General features: G+C 73.1%; 17 protein-coding genes and 1 riboswitch. Of the genes, 10 read left to right on the top strand and 7 right to left on the bottom strand.

The window, feature by feature from the left end:
- Positions 1-134 precede the first annotated feature (134 nt).
- From P3T35_RS05520 to P3T35_RS05530, 3 genes are read left to right on the top strand one after another with little or no spacing between them, the layout of a single operon-like run.
- A complete protein-coding gene (locus P3T35_RS05520) occupies positions 135-944 on the top strand; it encodes a lysophospholipid acyltransferase family protein (RefSeq protein WP_101384959.1) in 810 nt (269 codons plus the stop codon).
- A gap of 38 nt (positions 945-982) precedes the next feature.
- A complete protein-coding gene (locus tag P3T35_RS05525) occupies positions 983-2137 on the top strand; it encodes a DUF5931 domain-containing protein (protein ID WP_280704418.1) in 1155 nt (384 codons plus the stop codon).
- A 5-nt stretch (positions 2138-2142) separates the two neighbouring features.
- The gene (locus P3T35_RS05530; RefSeq protein ID WP_101379960.1) at positions 2143-2811 is read left to right on the top strand and encodes a response regulator transcription factor; all 669 of its coding nucleotides are present in this window, start codon (positions 2143-2145) and stop codon (positions 2809-2811) included.
- On the opposite strand, the gene P3T35_RS05535 is transcribed toward P3T35_RS05530, so the two are convergent.
- Complete coding sequence (locus P3T35_RS05535) at positions 2778-4736, bottom strand: anthranilate synthase family protein (protein WP_101379959.1); 1959 nt, start codon at positions 4734-4736, stop codon at positions 2778-2780. The two genes, P3T35_RS05530 and P3T35_RS05535, sit on opposite strands and share 34 nt — an antisense overlap.
- 289 nt (positions 4737-5025) lie before the next feature.
- On the opposite strand from P3T35_RS05535, the gene P3T35_RS05540 reads away from it, so the two are divergent.
- Together P3T35_RS05540 and P3T35_RS05545 are read left to right on the top strand one after the other, a co-directional pair.
- Positions 5026-6375: a 3-deoxy-7-phosphoheptulonate synthase class II gene (locus P3T35_RS05540; RefSeq protein ID WP_101379958.1), complete on the top strand. Its 1350-nt coding sequence runs from the start codon at positions 5026-5028 to the stop codon at positions 6373-6375.
- A gap of 131 nt (positions 6376-6506) precedes the next feature.
- The gene (locus P3T35_RS05545; RefSeq protein ID WP_101379957.1) at positions 6507-6836 is read left to right on the top strand and encodes a (2Fe-2S)-binding protein; all 330 of its coding nucleotides are present in this window, start codon (positions 6507-6509) and stop codon (positions 6834-6836) included.
- Between the two features lie 4 nt (positions 6837-6840).
- On the opposite strand, the gene bfr is transcribed toward P3T35_RS05545, so the two are convergent.
- A complete protein-coding gene (gene bfr / locus P3T35_RS05550; protein WP_101379956.1) occupies positions 6841-7323 on the bottom strand; it encodes a bacterioferritin in 483 nt (160 codons plus the stop codon).
- A 216-nt stretch (positions 7324-7539) separates the two neighbouring features.
- Here bfr and P3T35_RS05555 point away from each other — a divergent pair, with 216 nt between their 5' ends.
- Complete coding sequence (locus P3T35_RS05555; RefSeq protein WP_101379955.1) at positions 7540-8169, top strand: sulfite oxidase-like oxidoreductase; 630 nt, start codon at positions 7540-7542, stop codon at positions 8167-8169.
- 62 nt (positions 8170-8231) lie between these two features.
- On the opposite strand, the gene pknB is transcribed toward P3T35_RS05555, so the two are convergent.
- The 4 genes from pknB to thiO form a co-directional block, all read right to left on the bottom strand.
- Positions 8232-10199: a Stk1 family PASTA domain-containing Ser/Thr kinase gene (gene pknB, locus P3T35_RS05560; protein WP_280704478.1), complete on the bottom strand. Its 1968-nt coding sequence runs from the start codon at positions 10197-10199 to the stop codon at positions 8232-8234.
- Between the two features lie 95 nt (positions 10200-10294).
- Complete coding sequence (locus P3T35_RS05565; RefSeq protein WP_101379953.1) at positions 10295-11113, bottom strand: thiazole synthase; 819 nt, start codon at positions 11111-11113, stop codon at positions 10295-10297.
- Between the two features lie 4 nt (positions 11114-11117).
- Positions 11118-11327, bottom strand: a complete 210-nt coding sequence (gene thiS, locus P3T35_RS05570; RefSeq protein WP_180356411.1) for a sulfur carrier protein ThiS — start codon at positions 11325-11327, stop codon at positions 11118-11120.
- Positions 11324-12478 carry a glycine oxidase ThiO gene (gene thiO / locus P3T35_RS05575; RefSeq protein ID WP_280704425.1) on the bottom strand — a complete coding sequence of 385 codons (1155 nt, stop codon included), beginning with the start codon at positions 12476-12478 and terminating at the stop codon, positions 11324-11326. The genes thiS and thiO overlap by 4 nt, the downstream gene beginning before the upstream one ends.
- A riboswitch (TPP riboswitch) is annotated at positions 12471-12583 on the bottom strand. Its footprint overlaps the gene before it by 8 nt.
- A 112-nt stretch (positions 12584-12695) precedes the next feature.
- Between thiO and P3T35_RS05580 the strand changes: the two genes are divergently transcribed.
- The 3 genes from P3T35_RS05580 to thiE all read left to right on the top strand — a co-directional run bounded on the left by P3T35_RS05580 (position 12696) and on the right by thiE (position 14908).
- Complete coding sequence (locus P3T35_RS05580; RefSeq protein WP_101384956.1) at positions 12696-13844, top strand: FAD-dependent oxidoreductase; 1149 nt, start codon at positions 12696-12698, stop codon at positions 13842-13844.
- A 69-nt stretch (positions 13845-13913) separates the two neighbouring features.
- Complete coding sequence (locus tag P3T35_RS05585; RefSeq protein WP_101379951.1) at positions 13914-14261, top strand: Rv2175c family DNA-binding protein; 348 nt, start codon at positions 13914-13916, stop codon at positions 14259-14261.
- Positions 14258-14908, top strand: a complete 651-nt coding sequence (gene thiE, locus P3T35_RS05590; protein ID WP_101379950.1) for a thiamine phosphate synthase — start codon at positions 14258-14260, stop codon at positions 14906-14908. The genes P3T35_RS05585 and thiE overlap by 4 nt, the downstream gene beginning before the upstream one ends.
- Positions 14909-14980: 72 nt before the next feature.
- Here thiE and P3T35_RS05595 read toward each other — a convergent pair whose 3' ends face one another.
- A complete protein-coding gene (locus tag P3T35_RS05595; RefSeq protein WP_280704430.1) occupies positions 14981-16087 on the bottom strand; it encodes a polyprenyl synthetase family protein in 1107 nt (368 codons plus the stop codon).
- A 122-nt stretch (positions 16088-16209) separates the two neighbouring features.
- On the opposite strand from P3T35_RS05595, the gene metF reads away from it, so the two are divergent.
- Positions 16210-17124, top strand: a complete 915-nt coding sequence (gene metF / locus P3T35_RS05600) for a methylenetetrahydrofolate reductase [NAD(P)H] (RefSeq protein ID WP_101379949.1) — start codon at positions 16210-16212, stop codon at positions 17122-17124.
- Positions 17125-17170: the final 46 nt, after the last annotated feature.

Genomic DNA, 17170 nt, shown 5'->3' on the forward strand with positions numbered 1-17170 from the left:
AGATCGTCCCACGGCACGGGGCGGGCGTACAGACCTCGTGGACGCCGCACCCCCTCGGGTGCGTCCGACGCGCGATCGGGGCATTAGGATCGACCGGTCTGCAACACAGGAGGTCCGGGTTGTTCTACCGACTGATGAAGATGATCGTCGCGCCGATGCTGCGGATCTTCTTCCGGCCGTGGACGGAAGGAATGGAGAACATCCCGGACGAGGGGCCGGCGATCATCGCGAGCAACCACCTGTCGTTCTCGGACTCCTTCTTCCTGCCTGCACTGATGAAGCGTCGAGTTACCTTCATCGCCAAGGCCGAGTACTTCAACACGCCGGGCCTCAAGGGCCGGCTGACCGCGGCGTTCTTCAAGGGCGTCGGCCAGCTGCCGGTGGACCGCTCCGGGGTGCGCGGTGCCGGTGAGGCCGCGATCCGCAGCGCCATCGCGGTGATCGACAGCGGCGAGCTGTTCGGGGTGTACCCCGAGGGCACCCGTTCGCCCGACGGCAAGCTCTACCGCGGCAAGGTCGGCGGCCTGGCCCGGGTCGCGCTGCAGACCGGCGCGCCGGTGATCCCGGTCGCGATGATCGACACCGAGAAGGTGCAGCCGCCCGGCCAGGTGATCCCCAACTTCGGGGTCCGCCCGGGCATCCGGATCGGCCGCCCGATGGACTTCTCCCGCTACCAGGGCATGGAGAACGACCGGTTCATCCTGCGCTCGGTCACCGACGAGGTGATGTACGAGATCATGCGGCTGTCCGGCCAGGAGTACGTGGACATCTACGCGACCGCCGCCAAGCGGCAGATCGCGGACGAGAAGAAGCGCGCCGAGGCCGAGCGCCGGGCCGAGCAGCGGGCCGAGCGGGCCGCCGAGAAGGAGCGCCAGGCGGCCGAGAAGGCGGCCCAGGCCGAGGCCGAGAAGGCCCAGGATTCAGAGCAGGACGGCAAGGGCTAGGTCCGCGATCGGGGGACGGGGACGGGGGCGGGGCGGCGATGGCCGAGCTGCGCAGTGGCGCGAGCGGGGCGGTGGCGGCCGGCGGGATGTCGGTGGAGCTGCCGCTGTGGCGGGCGATCAGCGTCTTCCGGGTGCTCGCGCTCGGCTATGCGCTGGCCCGGTACGGCGCCTCCTACCGCCACTTCGCCCACCCGGTCCCCGGCTGGATCTACCTGGGCGGCCTGGTGGTCTGGACGCTGGCCACGCTGCGCGCGTTCGGCAGCCCGACCCGGCTGTTCTGGCCGGTGCTCGCCGTCGACCTGGGGATCGCGGTCTACGGCGTGGTGCTGAGCGGGCAGATCGACACCCCGCAGCGGATCGCGGCCGGCTCCCTCACCCTGCCCACCATCTGGGCGGCCGGCACCGTGCTCGGCTGCGCGGCCAAGGGCGGCTGGCGCCCGGCGGTGACCGCGGGCCTGGTGATCGGCGCCGCCAACCTGCTCGGCCACGGCGGGATCACCGGCGACAACGTGCACAACTGCGTGCTGCTGCTGGTGGCCGGCTGCGCGATCGGCTACGTCATCGAGCTGGCCCGGGCCAGCGAGGCCACCCTCACCAAGGCGCTCAAGCTGGAGGCCGCGACCAGGGAGCGGGAGCGGCTTTCCCGGGACATCCACGACGGCGTGCTCCAGGTGCTGGCCCTGACCCAGCGCCAAGTGCCCGGCGAGCTGGGCCGGCTGGCGGGCGAGCAGGAGCGGGCGCTGCGCGCACTGATGACGGGCGGGCCGCTGCCCGGGCAGCGCGACGGCGAGCCGGCGGACGGGCCGCGTGATCTGCGGGAGCTGCTGACGCCGTTCGGCGACGAGCGGATCACCGTCGCCGCGCCGGCCACCGAGGTGCTGCTGCCCGCCCAGGCGGCCGCGGAGCTGGCCGCTGCGGTCGGCGCGGCCGTCGACAACGTGCGGCGGCACGCGGGGGACGCGGCCCGGGCCTGGATCCTGCTGGAGGACGAGCCCGAGGCGGTGACCGTCTCGATCCGCGACGACGGCCCGGGGTTCGCGCCGGGCCGCCTCGCCGAGGCGCGCGCGGCCGGGCGGCTCGGGGTGGTCCAGTCGATCGAGGGCCGGCTGCGCGATCTGGGCGGCACGGCGAGCTTTCACTCGGCGCCCGGCGAGGGCGTGGAGGTCGAGTTGACGGTGCCCAGGGAGGGCTGACGGCGATGGACGGGCTGCGGGTGATGGTGGTCGACGACCACCCGATGTGGCGCGAGGCGGTGGCCCGCGACCTGGCGGACGCCGGGTTCGAGGTGGTGGCGACCGCGGCGGACGGGCCGGAGGCGGTGCGCCGGGCCAAGGCGGCGGCGCCGCAGGTGCTGGTCCTCGACCTCAACCTGCCCGGGCTGCCCGGGGTCGAGGTCTGCCGCCAGGTGGTGGCCGCCGACCCGGCGGTGCGGGTGCTGGTGCTCTCCGCCAGCGGGGAGCACGCGGACGTGCTGGAGGCGGTGAAGGCCGGGGCCACCGGCTACCTGGTGAAATCGGCCGGCCGGGACGAACTGCTGGACGCGGTGCGGCGCACGGCGGTCGGCGACCCGGTCTTCACGCCCGGCCTGGCCGGCCTGGTGCTGGGCGAGTTCCGCCGACTGGCCGCCGCGCCGGCCCCCGCCGGTCCGGACCGGGGGGAGCCGCCGGTGCCCCGGCTGACGGCGCGGGAGACCGAGGTGCTGCGGATGGTGGCCAAGGGCCTGTCCTACCGCCAGATCGCCGAGCGGCTGGTGCTCTCGCACCGCACGGTGCAGAACCACGTCCAGAACACCCTGGGCAAGCTGCAGTTGCACAACCGGGTGGAGCTGGTCCGCTATGCCATCGAGCAGGGACTGGACGAGGCCTGACGCGAGCTCAGCAGGTCGGCGACGATCTGCGGGCCCTGAAGGGTGAGCACCGACTCCGGGTGGAACTGCAGCCCGGCGAAGCCCGGGCCGCGCACCGCGACCACATCGCCGGTGGCCGGGTCGTGGGCCACCTCGATGCCGCCGGCGGCCAGTCGGGCCAGGCCGTCGGCGGTGCAGCGGGCGGTGAAGGTGTTGTAGAAGCCGACCGTGCGCGGCGTGCCGAACAGGTCGACCTGCTCCTGGGTGCCCTGGTAGACCTGGGCCTTGCGGTGCAGGTCGAGGCCCAGGGCGGCGCAGAGCAGCTGGTGGCTGAGGCAGACCGCGAGCAGCGGCGCCTGCCGGCTGCCGGAGAGCGCGGCCGCCAGCGCCTCGGCGACGACCGGCCGCAGCACCGCCATCTTCGGGTCCGCCGCGTCGGCCGGGTCGCCGGGGCCGGGCCCCAGCACCAGCGGCCCGGTGTGGGCGGCCACCCGCTCGCGCAGGCCGGGGGCGTCGAACCGGACCACCTCCACCCGGTGGCCGAGCGAGCGCAGCAGATGGGCCAGCATGGTGGTGAAGGTGTCCTCGCCGTCCACCACCAGGGTCGGCTCGGGCTGCGCCGGCGGCAGCGGCTGCTGCATCCGCAGCCAGAACGGGGCCAGCCCGGCCCGTCGGGCGTCCAGCGCGGCCTGCACCCGGTGGTTCTCGGCGAGCCGGGGGGCGGTGCCGTGGCCGGGCAGCCGGGTCGGGGCCGGCCGGGCGCCGAGCGCGGCCAGCACCCCGGCGGCCTTGGCGTGCGTCTCGGCCACCTCGGAGGCCGGGTCGGAGTGCCGCACCAGGGTGGCGCCGACCCGCACCACCAGCGAGCCGTCGGCCGGGTCGATGTCGGCGGTGCGGATGCAGATCGGCGAGTCCAACTGCTGGCCGCCGCCCGCCGAGCGCCCGATCAGCGCCAGCGCGCCCGCGTAGTAGCCGCGGCCCGAGGTCTCGTAGCGGCGGATCACCCGGGCGGCGTTCTGCACCGGGCTGCCGGTGACGGTCGCCGCGAACATGCTCTCGCGCAGCACCTCGCGGACGTCCAGCGAGGTGCGGCCGCGCAACTCGTACTCGGTGTGGGCGAGATGGGCCATTTCCTTGAGCCGGGGGCCGAGCACCTGGCCGCCGAGGTCGCCGACCGCGCACATCATCTTGAGCTCCTCGTCGACCACCATGGTGAGCTCCTCCAACTCCTTGGGGTCGTGCAGGAATTGGAGCAGCGTGTCGAGGGTCGGGCCGCCGGCCGGATAGCGGTAGGTACCGGAGATCGGGTTCATCACCACGGTGCCGCCGCTCTGCCGGACGTGGACCTCGGGGGAGGCGCCGACCAGCAGCCTCTCGCCGGTCGAGACCAGGAATGTCCAGTAGGCGCCGCGCTCCTGGGAGAGCAGCCGGCGCAGCAGGCTCAGCCCCAACTGGGGGGACCAGTCCCGGAGCGTGGCGCGGAAGTCGCGCCGGATCACGAAGTTGGCGCCCTCACCGCGCCCGATCTCGTCCTCGATGACCCGCCGGACGATCCCGGCGTACTCCTCGTCGTCGATGTCGAAGGCGCCGTCGGTCAGCGCCACCGGCAGGTCCGGCAGCGCGGCCAGCACCTCGGCCAGCGGCAGCGCGTACTGCTCGGTCACCGCCAGCGCCTGCAGCGGGGTGCCGTCGTCGTGCACCTCGAAGCCGCGCTCGCTCAGCTGCCGGTACGGGACCAGCGCCAGCAGGTCGTGGCGCGGCCGGCCGTCGGCCGGGGCGCCGGTCGGCAGCGGCAGCTCGGCCAGCGTCTGGTACCGGCCGACCTCGCCGATCAGCAGCTCCACGGTGTCGGGCGCCAGCCGCGGGGTGCGGCGGTGCAGCAGGGCGAAGGCGGGCGCGCCGGGGGCGGTCAGGCGGGCGAGCAGGGCAGCGGCGGAGTTGTTCATCTGCAACCTCTTTCCGAGGATCAAGGTCGCTCCACCGGGCGGGCCGCAGGTGCCGGAAAAACCGACGGCCGCCCGAGGGCGGCCGTCGTGTCGTCTACTGGGAACGCGCGATCCGTGGGCCACCTCGGGGGATGGTCCACCACCAGGAGAAGGTGTGCGGCGCGGTCATGGAAAGGACCATAGCGGATCGGCTCCCCAGGTGAGCCGTGCGGGAGGAATCGTCCACATCGCGTCTCACTACGTGGTTGGGCGACGTAAATCGGTCGACGCACCCCGTAGCCTTGGCTGCGTGACCGTGACAACTGAGACATCTAGGACAGCCTTCCCCTGGCAGTCCCTGCCCGCGGCGCAGCAGCCTGAGTGGCCGGACCCGGAGGCGCTGCGCAACGCCCTTACGGAACTCGCCTCGTATCCGCCGCTGGTGTTCGCCGGCGAGTGTGACCAGCTGCGCGCCCGGCTCGGTGCCGTCGCGCGTGGCGAAGCCTTCCTGCTGCAGGGCGGTGACTGCGCGGAGGCCTTCGACGGGGTCTCGGCGGAGCACATCCGCAACAAGCTCAAGACCCTGCTGCAGATGGCCGCCGTGCTCACCTACGCGGCCTCGGTCCCGGTGGTCAAGGTGGGCCGGATCGCCGGCCAGTACTCCAAGCCGCGCTCCAAGGCGACCGAGACCCGCGACGGCGTGACCCTGCCGGTCTACCGCGGTGACTCGGTGAACGGCTTCGAGTTCACCCCCGAGGCCCGCCGCCCGGACCCGGAGCGGCTGAAGCGGATGTACCACGCCTCCGCCGCCACCCTGAACCTGGTCCGCGCCTTCACCACCGGTGGTTACGCCGACCTGCGCCAGGTGCACGCCTGGAACCAGGACTTCGTGCGCAACTCGCCGGCCGGTCAGCGCTACGAGCGGCTGGCCAAGGAGATCGACAACGCGCTGAACTTCATGCAGGCCTGCGGGGTCACCCCGGAGGAGTTCCGCACCGTCGAGTTCTACTCCTCGCACGAGGCGCTGGTGCTGGACTACGAGACCGCCCTGACCCGGGTGGACTCGCGCACCGGCGAGCTCTACGACGTCTCGGGCCACATGGTCTGGATCGGCGAGCGGACCCGCCAGCTGGACCACGCGCACATCGAGTTCGCGTCCAGGATCCGCAACCCGATCGGCGTCAAGCTGGGCCCGACCACCTCGGTCGACGAGGCGCTGACCCTGATCGAGCGGCTCGACCCGGACCGCGAGCCGGGCCGGCTCACCTTCATCACCCGGATGGGCGCGGGCAAGGTCCGCGACCGCCTGCCGGAGCTGGTGGAGAAGGTCACGGCCAGCGGGGCGCAGCCGGTGTGGATCTGCGATCCGATGCACGGCAACACCTTCGAGGCGGAGACCGGGCACAAGACCCGCCGCTTCGACGACGTGCTGGACGAGGTCAAGGGCTTCTTCGAGGTGCACCGCGCGCTCGGCACCCACCCGGGCGGCATCCATGTGGAGCTGACCGGTGACGACGTGACCGAGTGCGTCGGCGGCGGCGACGAGGTGCTGGTCGACGACCTGCACCAGCGCTACGAGACGGCCTGCGACCCGCGGCTCAACCGCAGCCAGTCGCTGGACCTGGCCTTCCTGGTCGCGGAGATGTACCGCGAGCACTGAGGCACCCGGAGTGTGACGAAGGCCCTGTCCCCGTTCGGGGGCAGGGCCTTCTCGTACCGTCCAGCAGTTCGGTAAGGTAAGCCTTAGCTCACCGGCGCCACGGCGCCCCGCACCACCTGGGAGAGACCGCGATGTATGTGTGCATGTGCCATGCGGTCACCGAGGACCAGGTGAAGCGCGCCATCGATGCCGGCGCCAACTCGCCGCGCCAGATCGTCGCCCAGGGCTGCAAGGCCGGCACCGACTGCGGCTCCTGCGTCCGCCGGATCCAGGCCCTGCTGGGCGAGCACGGCGCCCGCCCGTGCCCGACCGCCCGGCTGGCCGCCAAGCTCGGGCTGGCCGATCCCGGACTCGACCCGCGCAACGCCCCCGAGCCGATCCCGACCCGCGAGCCGATCCCGACCCCCGAGGCGATCCCGACGGCCGAGCCGGTCCGGGCGGCCGGCTCGCGGGCCGCCTGACCGGTCAGCTCTCCTCGGGCTGCTCGATCAGCGTCGACAGGTAGAGTGCCTCGCCGAGCTTCTCCACCAGCTCCAGCTGGGTGTCCAGGTAGTCGATGTGGTCCTCCTCGTCGGCCAGGATCGACTCGAAGATGTTGGCCGAGGTGACGTCGTTCTTGGCCCGCATCACCACGATGCCGCGGCGCAGCCGGTCGATCGCCTCGACCTCCACCTGCCGGTCGGCCTCGAACATCTCCTTGACCGTCTGGCCGATCCGGACGTGGAAGAGCCGCTGGTAGTTGGGCAGTCCGTCGAGCAGCAGGATCCGGTCGGTGAGCACCTCGGCGTGCTTCATCTCGTCGAAGGACTCGTGCCGGGTGAAGGCGGCGAGCTTGGTCCAGCCGAAGTGGTCCTGCATCTTCGAGTGCAGGAAGTACTGGTTGATGGCGGTCAGCTCGGCGGTGAGCTGTTCGTTGAGGAACTCGATGACCTCGGGGTCGCCCTTCATGGTGTGCCTTCCTGCCCTCGATGGGTGCACGCAGCGCCGGACGCGGTGGTGGGACGCATCGTGGCATCGCCATGAGTGGTTTTTCCAGTAAGTTCACACTCACTCGGGTCTGTGTCGGATTGCCCGATTTCGTGGCTATTGCGGCAGCCGCGGGGGCGCGCAGGGCCGGGAAGGGGCGCGCGTCGATCGGCGCCCGCCGTCTGTCACCATGGAGCCATGGGTCGGTCCGAGCAAGCAGCAGCGCAGCCGCCTGACCCGAGGCTCCCGCCCGGACAGCGCCTGCAACGCGGCTGGCCGGTGCTGCACTACGGCCCGATCCCCCGGTTCAAGCCGCTGACCTGGGACCTCCAGGTGTTCGGGGCGACCGCCTCCGGTGCCAAGCACAGCTGGAACCACGAGGAGTTCCACCGGCTGCCCCGCGCCACCGTGCGCGCCGACTTCCACTGCGTGACCCGCTTCTCGATGCTTGACAACGAGTGGAGCGGAGTCGCCGGCGCCACCCTCCTGGACCTGGTGCCGCCGGCCGCCGATGTCACCCATGTGATGGTGTGGGCCGAGTACGGCTACAGCGCCAACCTGCGGCTGGCCGCGTTCGCCGACCCGCGGACCCTGCTGGCCACCCACCACGACGGCGAGCCGCTCACCGCCGAGCACGGTTTCCCGGTCCGGCTGATCGTCCCCGGGCTGTACGCCTGGAAGGGTCCCAAGTGGGTGCGGGCCGTGGAGTACATGACGGCCGACCGGCGCGGCTTCTGGGAGGAGCGCGGCTACCACAACCTGGCCGACCCCTGGCGCGAGCAGCGCTACACCTACCAGGAGGAGCCGGGGGACGGCCCGCTCAGCTGAACGGCCGGCCGCCCCCGCGTCCCGCCAGACATCAGGACGTCAGAACGTCCGAACGTCAAACGTCAGAAGATGATGGTCACCGTGCTGCCCTTGGGCGTCATGGTGCCGGCCGTCGGGGACTGCGAGGAGACGCTGCTCAGCCCGAAGAAGTTCAGGCCGCTGGTCTTCACCTTGAACCCGGCCGCGGCCAGCGCCTTGGTGGCGTCCGACTGGCTCATGCCGCTCACATCGGGCACCGGCACCGGCTGCGGGCCCTTGGACAGCGTCAGCGTCACCGTGGTGCCGGGCGAGGCGGTGCCCGTGACGTCCTGGGAGGCGACGGACCCGGCGGGCGCGGTGTCCGAGTACGCCTGGTCGGCGGCGAGGGCCACCTTGAAGCCGGCCCCGGTGAGCAGCGACTGCGCCTGGTCCACCGGCTTCCCGGTGGCGTCCGGCACCGGCACCGGCGGGGCGCCCTTGCTGACCAGCAGCGAGACCGCCGCGTTCACCGCCAGCTGCTGTCCGGCGGCCGGCGTGGTGGAGATCACCGAGCCCTGCGGCACGGTCGGGCTGTAGTCCTCGGTGGTGCTGCCCGGGGTGAGCCGGGCCTGAGTGAGCGCTTGCTTGGCCTGGTCGAGCGGCTTGCCGGTGACGTCCGGCACGGATATCCGCTCCGGACCCTTGGAGATCACGACCTTCACCGCGTCGCTCTTGCGGATCTTCTGACCCACCCCGGGGTCGCTGCTGATCGCCTGCCCGGTCGGCACCGTCTCGCTGTACGCCTGGCTGAAGCTGCCCCGCAGGCCGGCCCCGCCGAGGGTGGCGGCGGCCTGCGTCTGGGTCTGGCCGAGCACGCTCGGCACCACGGCGTAGACCGCCCCGGAGAGCAGATAGGTGAGGACGGCGACCACCGCGACCACGGCGGCCAGCACCCCGCCCCAGACCACCGAGCGCCGGGACCGCGGCGACATCGGCTTGCGGACCGGCGGCGGCTCGTTGTACGGCCGCTTCGGCAGCAGCGGGGGCGGCCCCGGCCGCTGCGGGGTGAGCACGGCGGTGTGCTCGGCCGCTGGCGGTGCTGGGGGTACCCCCGGCCGGAGGCTGGGGGAGGGCAGCACCGAGGTGGCCTCGGTGGCGGCGAACCGCGGCGCCTGGTGGGTGGAGGCCGGCGGCTCGGCGTCCAGCTGCGCCGGCGTCAGGCCCCGGCGCAGCCGCTGCAGCGCGGCCAGCAGCTCGACCGCGTCCCACGGCCGGGCATCCCGGTTCCGTGCGGTGGCGGCGGCCACTATCGCGTCCAGCTCCGGCGGCAGGCCCGGCACCGCGTGGGACGGCGGCGGTACGTCCTCCTGCAGGTGACGGTAGATCACCTGCATCGGGGTCTCGCCGACATACGGCTTACTGCCCGTCAGCAGCTCGTAGAGCATGATCCCGGCCGCGTAGACGTCCACCCGCTGGTCGGTCGGGCCGGTCGGCTGGATCTGCTCCGGCGCCAGGTAGGAGACCGTGCCCATGATGAGGCCGGGCGTGGTGGTGCTGGAGTCCGAGGGCTCCGACTGGGTGGTCATCCGGACCAGTCCGAAGTCGGCCACCTTGACCAGGCCGCCGTCGGTGATCAGCACGTTCTCCGGCTTGACGTCCCGGTGCACCAGGTGCGCCCGGTGCGCGGCGCCCAGCGCGGCCAGCACCGGCTCCATCACGTCCAGCGCCGCCCGCACCGAGAACGCGCCCCGGTCGGCCAGCACCTCGCGCAGCGTGCGGCCCGGCACGTACTCCATCGCCAGGAACGCGTTGCCGCCGTCCGCGCTCTGGTCGAAGACGTTGACCACATTGGGGTGCGAGAGCCGGGCCACCGCCTTGGCCTCGCGGATGAACCGCTCGGCGAACGCCGGATCCCCCGCGAACTGCGGGTGCATCACCTTGAGCGCCACCACCCGGTCCAGCCGGGTGTCGGTGCCCTTGTAGACCGTGGCCATGCCGCCCACCGCGATTCGCTCCTCGACCCGGTACCGGCCGTCGAGGAGCGATCCGATCAAGGAATCGTTCAGCGTCATGTCCACCCGAGGAGTCTAGGGGCGGCCAGGGCACGGTTGGGTGACCCTGACGTCATCGTTCGGTACGGCCGCGCCCCGGCCGCCCCGACCCGTCGTCAGAACGCCGGCCGCTCCCGGTGGTCCAGGTCGGCGCGCCCGGCCATCGCCGAGGAGGCCTCCGCGTGGAACCTGCGCGGGATCCGCCCGGCCCGGTGGGCGAGCCGCCCGGCCTCGACGGCCCGGCGCATTCCCTCCGCCATCAGCACCGGCTGCTGCGCCCGGGTGACCGCGGACGCCAGCATCACCGCCGAGCAGCCCAGCTCCATGGCCAGCGCCACGTCGGAGGCGGTGCCCGCACCGGCGTCCAGGATCACCGGCACCCCGGCGCCCTCCACGATCAGCTGGAAGTTGTGCGGATTGCGGATGCCGAGGCCGGAGCCGATCGGCGAGCCCAGCGGCATGATCGCCGCACAGCCCACGTCCTCCAGCTTGCGGGCCAGCACCGGGTCGTCATTGGTGTACGGCAGCACCGTGAAGCCGTCGTCCACCAGGGTCTCGGCGGCGTCCAGCAGCTCGATCGGGTCGGGCAGCAGGGTCCGCTCGTCGGCGATCACCTCCAGCTTCACCCAGTCGGTGCCGAGCGCCTCGCGGGCCAGCCGGGCGGTCAGCACGGCCTCCCCGGCGGTGAAGCAGCCGGCCGTGTTGGGCAGCACCCGGATGCCGTTGCGGACCAGGACGTCCAGCACCGAGCCCTGGGTGTCGGCGTTCACCCGGCGCATCGCCACCGTGGTCAGCTCGGTGCCGGAGACGATCAGCGCCTGCTCCAGCACCTCCAGACTGGGCGCGCCGCCGGTGCCCATGATCAGCCGGGAGCTGAAGGTGGTGTCACCGATGATCAGACCGTCTTCCAGCGTGACAAGCGCAGTGTCGGCCATGTCGTCAGCCTCCCTGCACGGCGGTGAGGATCTCCACCCGGTCCCCGGCGGCCAGCCGGGTACCGGGCCAGGCGCCGCGCGGCACCACCGTCTCGTTGACGGCGGCGGCCACCCCGGTGGGGGCCGTGCTCAGCTCGGCGACCAGCTCGGCGAGGGTCGCGAGGTCGGAGACCTCGCGCGGCTCGCCGTTGACGGTCAGGGGGATCTGGTTCATCGGGGGCTCCTGGCGAAGCGACTGGGCGAGAAGGGGGCGGCGAGGGCGGGGACGGTGCCGGTGGCCAGGTACTCGGCGATCAGGTCGGCGGTCACCGGGGCGAGCAGCACGCCGTTGCGGTAGTGGCCGGTGGCGGCCACCAGGCCGGGCAGCGCGGTGGGGCCGAGCAGCGGGGCGTTGTCCGGGGAGCCGGGTCGCAGACCGGCGGAGCTCTCCACCAGCGGCAGCTCGGTGATCCCGGGGACCAGCTCGTGGGCGTCGCGCAGCAGCTCGTAGACACCGCCGGCGGTCACCGTGGTGTCGTAGCCCTGCTCCTCGACGGTGGCGCCGATCACCAGCTCGCCGTCGGCCCGCGGCACCAGGTACAGGTGGCCGCCGCGGACCACGGCGCGCACGTTGCGGGACAGGAACGGGCCGTAGGCGGGCGGGATCCGCAGCCGCAGGATCTGGCCCTTGACCGGGCGGATCGCGGGCAGCACGCCGTCGGGCAGGCCGGGCAGCTGGTGGCTGCGCGCGCCGGCCGCCAGCACCAGCTGTTCGCCGGTCACCCGCTCGCCGGTGCTCAACCGGACGCCGTGCGCCCGGTCGCCCTCGACCAGCAGTTCCACCGCTTCAGCCCGGTGCAGGGTGACGCCGGCCAGCTCGCAGGCGCGCAGCAGCGCGGTCGACAGGCGCCGCCCGTCCACCTGGTGGTCGTCGGCCACGTGCAGGCCGCCGCGCACGCCGGGGGCCAGCATCGGTTCGAGCTTGCGGGCCTCCCGGCCGGTCAGCCAGCGCGAGTCCAGGCCGAGCCGCTGGTGGAAGGCGTGCAGCTCGCTCAGCTCGGCCTTGTCGTCGGCGTCCAGCGCGACCGCCAGGGTGCCGGTGGCGCGGTAGCCGGTGTCCAGGCCGGTGGCCGCGGTGAGCTCCTTGCAGAAGTCCGCGTAGCGGGTGTTGGAGGCGATCCCGAGGTGCAGCAGCGGCTCCTCGCCGTACTGCAGCTCGGTGACCGGGGCCAGCATGCCGGCCGCCACCCGGGCCGCGCCGCCGCCGGGGGCGGGATCGACCACGGTGACCGACAGGCCGCGCTGGGCCGCGCGCCAGGCCAGGCCGAGACCGATGATGCCGCCGCCGATCACCACGACGTCGTCATGGGATTTCGAGCACGCCAAGACCATGTCTCCCTTCGCCGGAATGACCCGGATCAGGTTCGGACGGTCGCAGGCCGCCGCAGCCCGCCTCTCAGCCCGGTGCGCCGGGCTCCCGTGAGGATGACCCCACCATAACGCCGGGTGAGCGCCGGGCTGAAGGCCGACCGTGGGCCGGGCGCCGCCCGCTCGCTACAGTGGCCCGGTGACGGATGAGCGGGTGGTGATCGTCGGCGCCGGAATGGCGGGGGCGCAGTGCGCGATCGCGCTGCGGGAGGGCGGCTGGCGCGGGCCGGTCAGCCTGGTCGGCGCGGAACCGCACCGGCCCTACGACCGCCCGCCGCTCTCCAAGGACGTGCTGCTCGGCCAGGCCGACACCACCGCCTTCGACCTGGACTGGGACCAGCTCGGCGTGGAGCTGCTGCCCGGCCGCACCGCCACCGGACTGGCCGACGGAGCCCTGCACACCGACGCCGGACCGGTCGGCTACGACCACCTGGTGATCGCCACCGGCGCCCGGGCCGCGTCGCTGCCCGGCGCGGCCGACGCCCACCTGCTGCGCACCATCGACGATTCGCTGGCACTGCGTGCGGTGCTGCGGCCCGGAACCAGGCTGGTGCTGATCGGCGCCGGCTGGATCGGCGCCGAGACCGCCACCGCGGCCCGCAAGCTCGGCTGCGAGGTGACCGTGCTGGAGGCCGCCACCACGCCGCTGCCCGGTGCGCTGCCCGCCGCACTGACCGAGCCGATGCTCGACTGGTACCGGGAGGCCGGCGTTCAGCTGCGGCTCGGCGCGGCGGTGGCCGCCGTCGAACCGGGCGCGGTGCGGCTCGCCGACGGCACCGAGCTCGCCGCCGACCAGGTGGTGGTGGGCATCGGCGCCCGCCCCGACACCGCCTGGCTGGCCGGCAGCGGAATCGCGCTGGACGCGGCCGGCGCGGTGCTCGCCGACGACCGGCTGCGCACCTCGCTGCCCGGCGTCTGGGCGGCCGGCGACTGCGCGAGCTACCCGTCGGCGCGGTTCGGCGAGCGGATCACCGTGCAGCACTGGGACCACGCGCTGCACTCCGGACGGGCCGTGGCCGCGGGCCTGCTCGGCGGCGACGCGCCCTACGACCCGGTGCCGTACTTCTGGTCCGAGCAGTTCGGGCGGATGGTGCAGTACGCCGGCCGGCACGCGGCGGGCGACCGGCTGCTCTGGCGCGGCTCGCCCGCCGAGGCGTCCTGGAGCGCGCTCTGGCTGCGCGACGGGGTGCCGACCGCGCTGCTGGCGGTGGACCGGCCGCGCGACCTGGCGCAGGGGCGGCGGCTGATCGAGCGGGCGGTGGCGGTCGACCCCGCACTGGCGGGCGACCCCGAGGTGCCGCTGAAGGCGGCGATCGCCGCCTGACGTGTGGGGTTGGTGCGAGCGCGGCCGGATAGATGGCAGGCTGGTGCCGTGAGTAGTGAGACGGAATCCATGATTGAGCGGCTCGTTCCCGAGTGGCTGTACCTGCCCGACATCTCCGAGCGCTGGGGTGTGGCGGTCACCGAGGTCCGCCAGATGGTCAAGGACCACAAGCTGATCGCGGTCCGCCGCGGCCCCAACAACGCGCTGCAGGTGCCGGCCGCGTTCATCGAGGACGACGGCCTGGTCAAGCACCTGGCCGGCACCCTGACGGTGCTGCGCGACGGGCGCTTCAACGACGAGGAGATCCTCGAGTGGCTCTTCACCGAGGACCCGTCGCTGCCCGGCAGCCCGATCCAGGCGCTGCGCGAGAACCGCGGGACCGAGGTGAAGCGCCGCGCCCAGGCGCTCTCACTGTGACCCCGGACCTGCGTGCCCGACTGGCCGACGCGCGGCTCTACCTGTGCACCGACGCCCGGCGCGAGCAGGGCGACCTGGCCGAGTTCCTGGACGCGGCGCTGGCCGGCGGCGTGGACATCGTTCAGTTGCGGGACAAGGGTCTGGAGGCCCGCCAGGAGCTGGCCGCCCTGGAGGTGTTCGCGGACGCCGCGGCCCGGCACGGCAAGCTGCTCGCCGTCAACGACCGGGCGGATGTGGCGCACGCCGCTCGCCCCCAGGCGCTGCACCTGGGGCAGGACGACCTGCCGGTGCCGGCCGCCCGGGCGATCGTCGGCGACGAGATGCTGATCGGCCGGTCCTGCCACGCCGAGTCGGAGGTGGCCGCCGCGATCGCCGAGCCGGGTGTGGACTACTTCTGCACCGGCCCGACCTGGCCGACCCCGACCAAGCCGGGCCGCCCGGCCCCCGGGCTGGGCCTGGTGGAGTACGCGGCCCGGCAGCGGAGTGACCGGCCGTGGTTCGCGATCGGCGGGATCGACCTGGGCAACCTGGACCAGGTGCTGGCCGCCGGCGCTCGGCGGGTGGTGGTGGTCCGCGCGATCACGGCCGCCGAGGACCCGGGAGCCGCGGCCGCCGAGCTGGCCCGGCGACTGCGCGCGGCAGGCTGAACGTTTCTGTGAACTGGCGGGCCGTTCACGATAGTTGACGGCCCGCCAGGTCACTCTCCGGGAGGCGGCTGGTCAGTACCGCCGCACGGTGGCGGCCTCGGCCAGCGCCCGCAGCGCCTGCCGGGCCGTCTCGTCCGCCAGCGGAGCCGCCTCCAGCGCGCCCAGCGACTCGGCCATCAGCTGCTCGATCCGCTGCTCCACCTGCTCGGCGGCGCCGCTGCGCGCCACCAGGGCGCTCAGCTCGGCGATCTCCTCGCCGGTCAGCCCGGGGGCGCCCAGCCGGCTGTCCAGCTCCTTGGCGTCCACCTGGTCCAGGCCGCGCAGCGCCAGCGCCACCAGCAGGGTGCGCTTGCCCTCGCGCAGATCGTCGCCGGCGGGCTTGCCGGTGACCGCCGGGTCGCCGAAGACACCGAGCAGGTCGTCCCGCAGCTGGAACGCCTCGCCCAGTGGCAGCCCGAACGCCCCGTAGGCGGCGACCAGTTCGTCGGACGCACCGGCCAGCCGGGCGCCCACCTGCAGCGGCCGCTCGATGGTGTACTTCGCCGACTTGTAGTGCAGCACGGTCTGCGCCCGGGTGAGCGCCAGCTCGTCCATGGAGTCGCCGGCCACCGGCTCCAGCACGTCCAGGTACTGGCCGGCCATCACCTCGGTGCGCATCAGGTCGAAGACCGGCTTGGCGGCCAGCACCGCCGCCGGCTCCAGGCCGCAGCGCACGAACAGCTCGTCGCACCAGATCAGCAGCAGGTCGCCGAGCAGCACCGCGGCGCCGGCCCCGTACTGCTCGCGGTCGCCGCGCCAGCCGCTGGCGCGGTGCCGGGCCTCGAACCGGCGGTGCATCGACGGCAGGCCGCGGCGGGTGTCGCTGCGGTCCATCAGGTCGTCGTGCACCAGGGCGCTGGCCTGCAGCAGCTCCAGCGCCGCGGCGGCCCCGGCGATCCCCTCGCTGTCCGCCGCGCCGCCCGCACCCCGCCAGCCCCAGTAGCAGAAGGCCGGCCGCAGCCGCTTGCCGCCGTCCAGCAGGAAGTCGCGCAGTGCCTCGGCGACCGGCAGCAGGTCCGGGGATATCGAGCTCAGCAGTGCGTGCTGCTCGGCCATGAAGCGGGCGAGCGCGGAGTTCACCCGGTCGCGGACCGCCTCCAGGTCGAGCGGCAGCACGGGGGCGGGGCTGGGCGAGGTCAAGAGGCGCTCCGGGGGTGAATGGGGATCCTGAAAAGACTAGCCGAACCCGGGTTCGGACTATTCGGTCTCAGCTGCTGGACCGGGTTTGTTTGCCGTCCACCTGTGACGGCTAACCTGCGGACATGGCACTCGGCGTCTCCTCGACCAGAACCGATCACGCGGCGACCGTCCGCGACCTCCTGGCGGCCGGCCGGCGTTCCTTCTCGTTCGAGTTCATGCCCCCGCGCAGCGAGGCCGCCGAGCAGAAGCTGTGGTCCGCGATCCGCCGGCTGGAGCCGCTGAACCCCAACTTCGTCTGCGTGACCTACGGTGCGGGCGGCTCGACCCGCGGCCGCACCGTCAACATGGTCGGCCGGATCGCCGGCGAGACCACCCTGACGCCGGTGGCCCACCTCACCGCCGTCGACCACTCGGTGGCCGAACTGCGCAACATCATCGGCCAGTACGCGGACCAGGGCGTGCGCAACGTCCTCGCGGTGCGCGGCGACCCGCCGGGCGACCCGATGGGGGAGTGGGTGACCCACCCGCGGGGCGTCACCTACGCGTACGAGCTGGTCGAACTGATCAAGGGGATCGGCGACTTCTGCGTGGGCGTGGCCGCCTCGCCGAACATGCATCCGCGCTCCACCGACTGGGACCAGGACATCCGGCACTTCGTCGCCAAGGTGCGGGCCGGCGCCGACTACGCGATCACCCAGATGTTCTTCGAGGTCGAGGACTACCTGCGGCTGCGCGACCGGGTGCAGGCGGCCGGCTGCGAGGTGCCGATCATCCCGGAGATCATGCCGGTCACCAACGCCAAGCAGCTGGTGCGCTTTCCGCAGCTCAGCGGCTCGGAGTTCCCGCCCGAGCTGGCGGCCCGGCTGGAGGCCGTGAAGGACGACCCGAAGGCGCTGCGCGAGGTGGGCATGGAGCACGCCACCGCGATGAGCGAGCAACTGCTCTCCGAGGGCGCGCCCGGCCTGCACTTCATCACGCTCAACGGCTCCACTGCGACCCTGCAGATCTACCAGAACCTGGGCCTGCACAGCAGCTGACCGGGATGTGGGACGGCGAGCGGATACCCGGTACAGTCGCGACACG

The organism is Kitasatospora sp. GP30 (genome assembly GCF_029892145.1).
In the GTDB taxonomy this organism is placed as follows: domain Bacteria; phylum Actinomycetota; class Actinomycetes; order Streptomycetales; family Streptomycetaceae; genus Kitasatospora; species Kitasatospora acidiphila.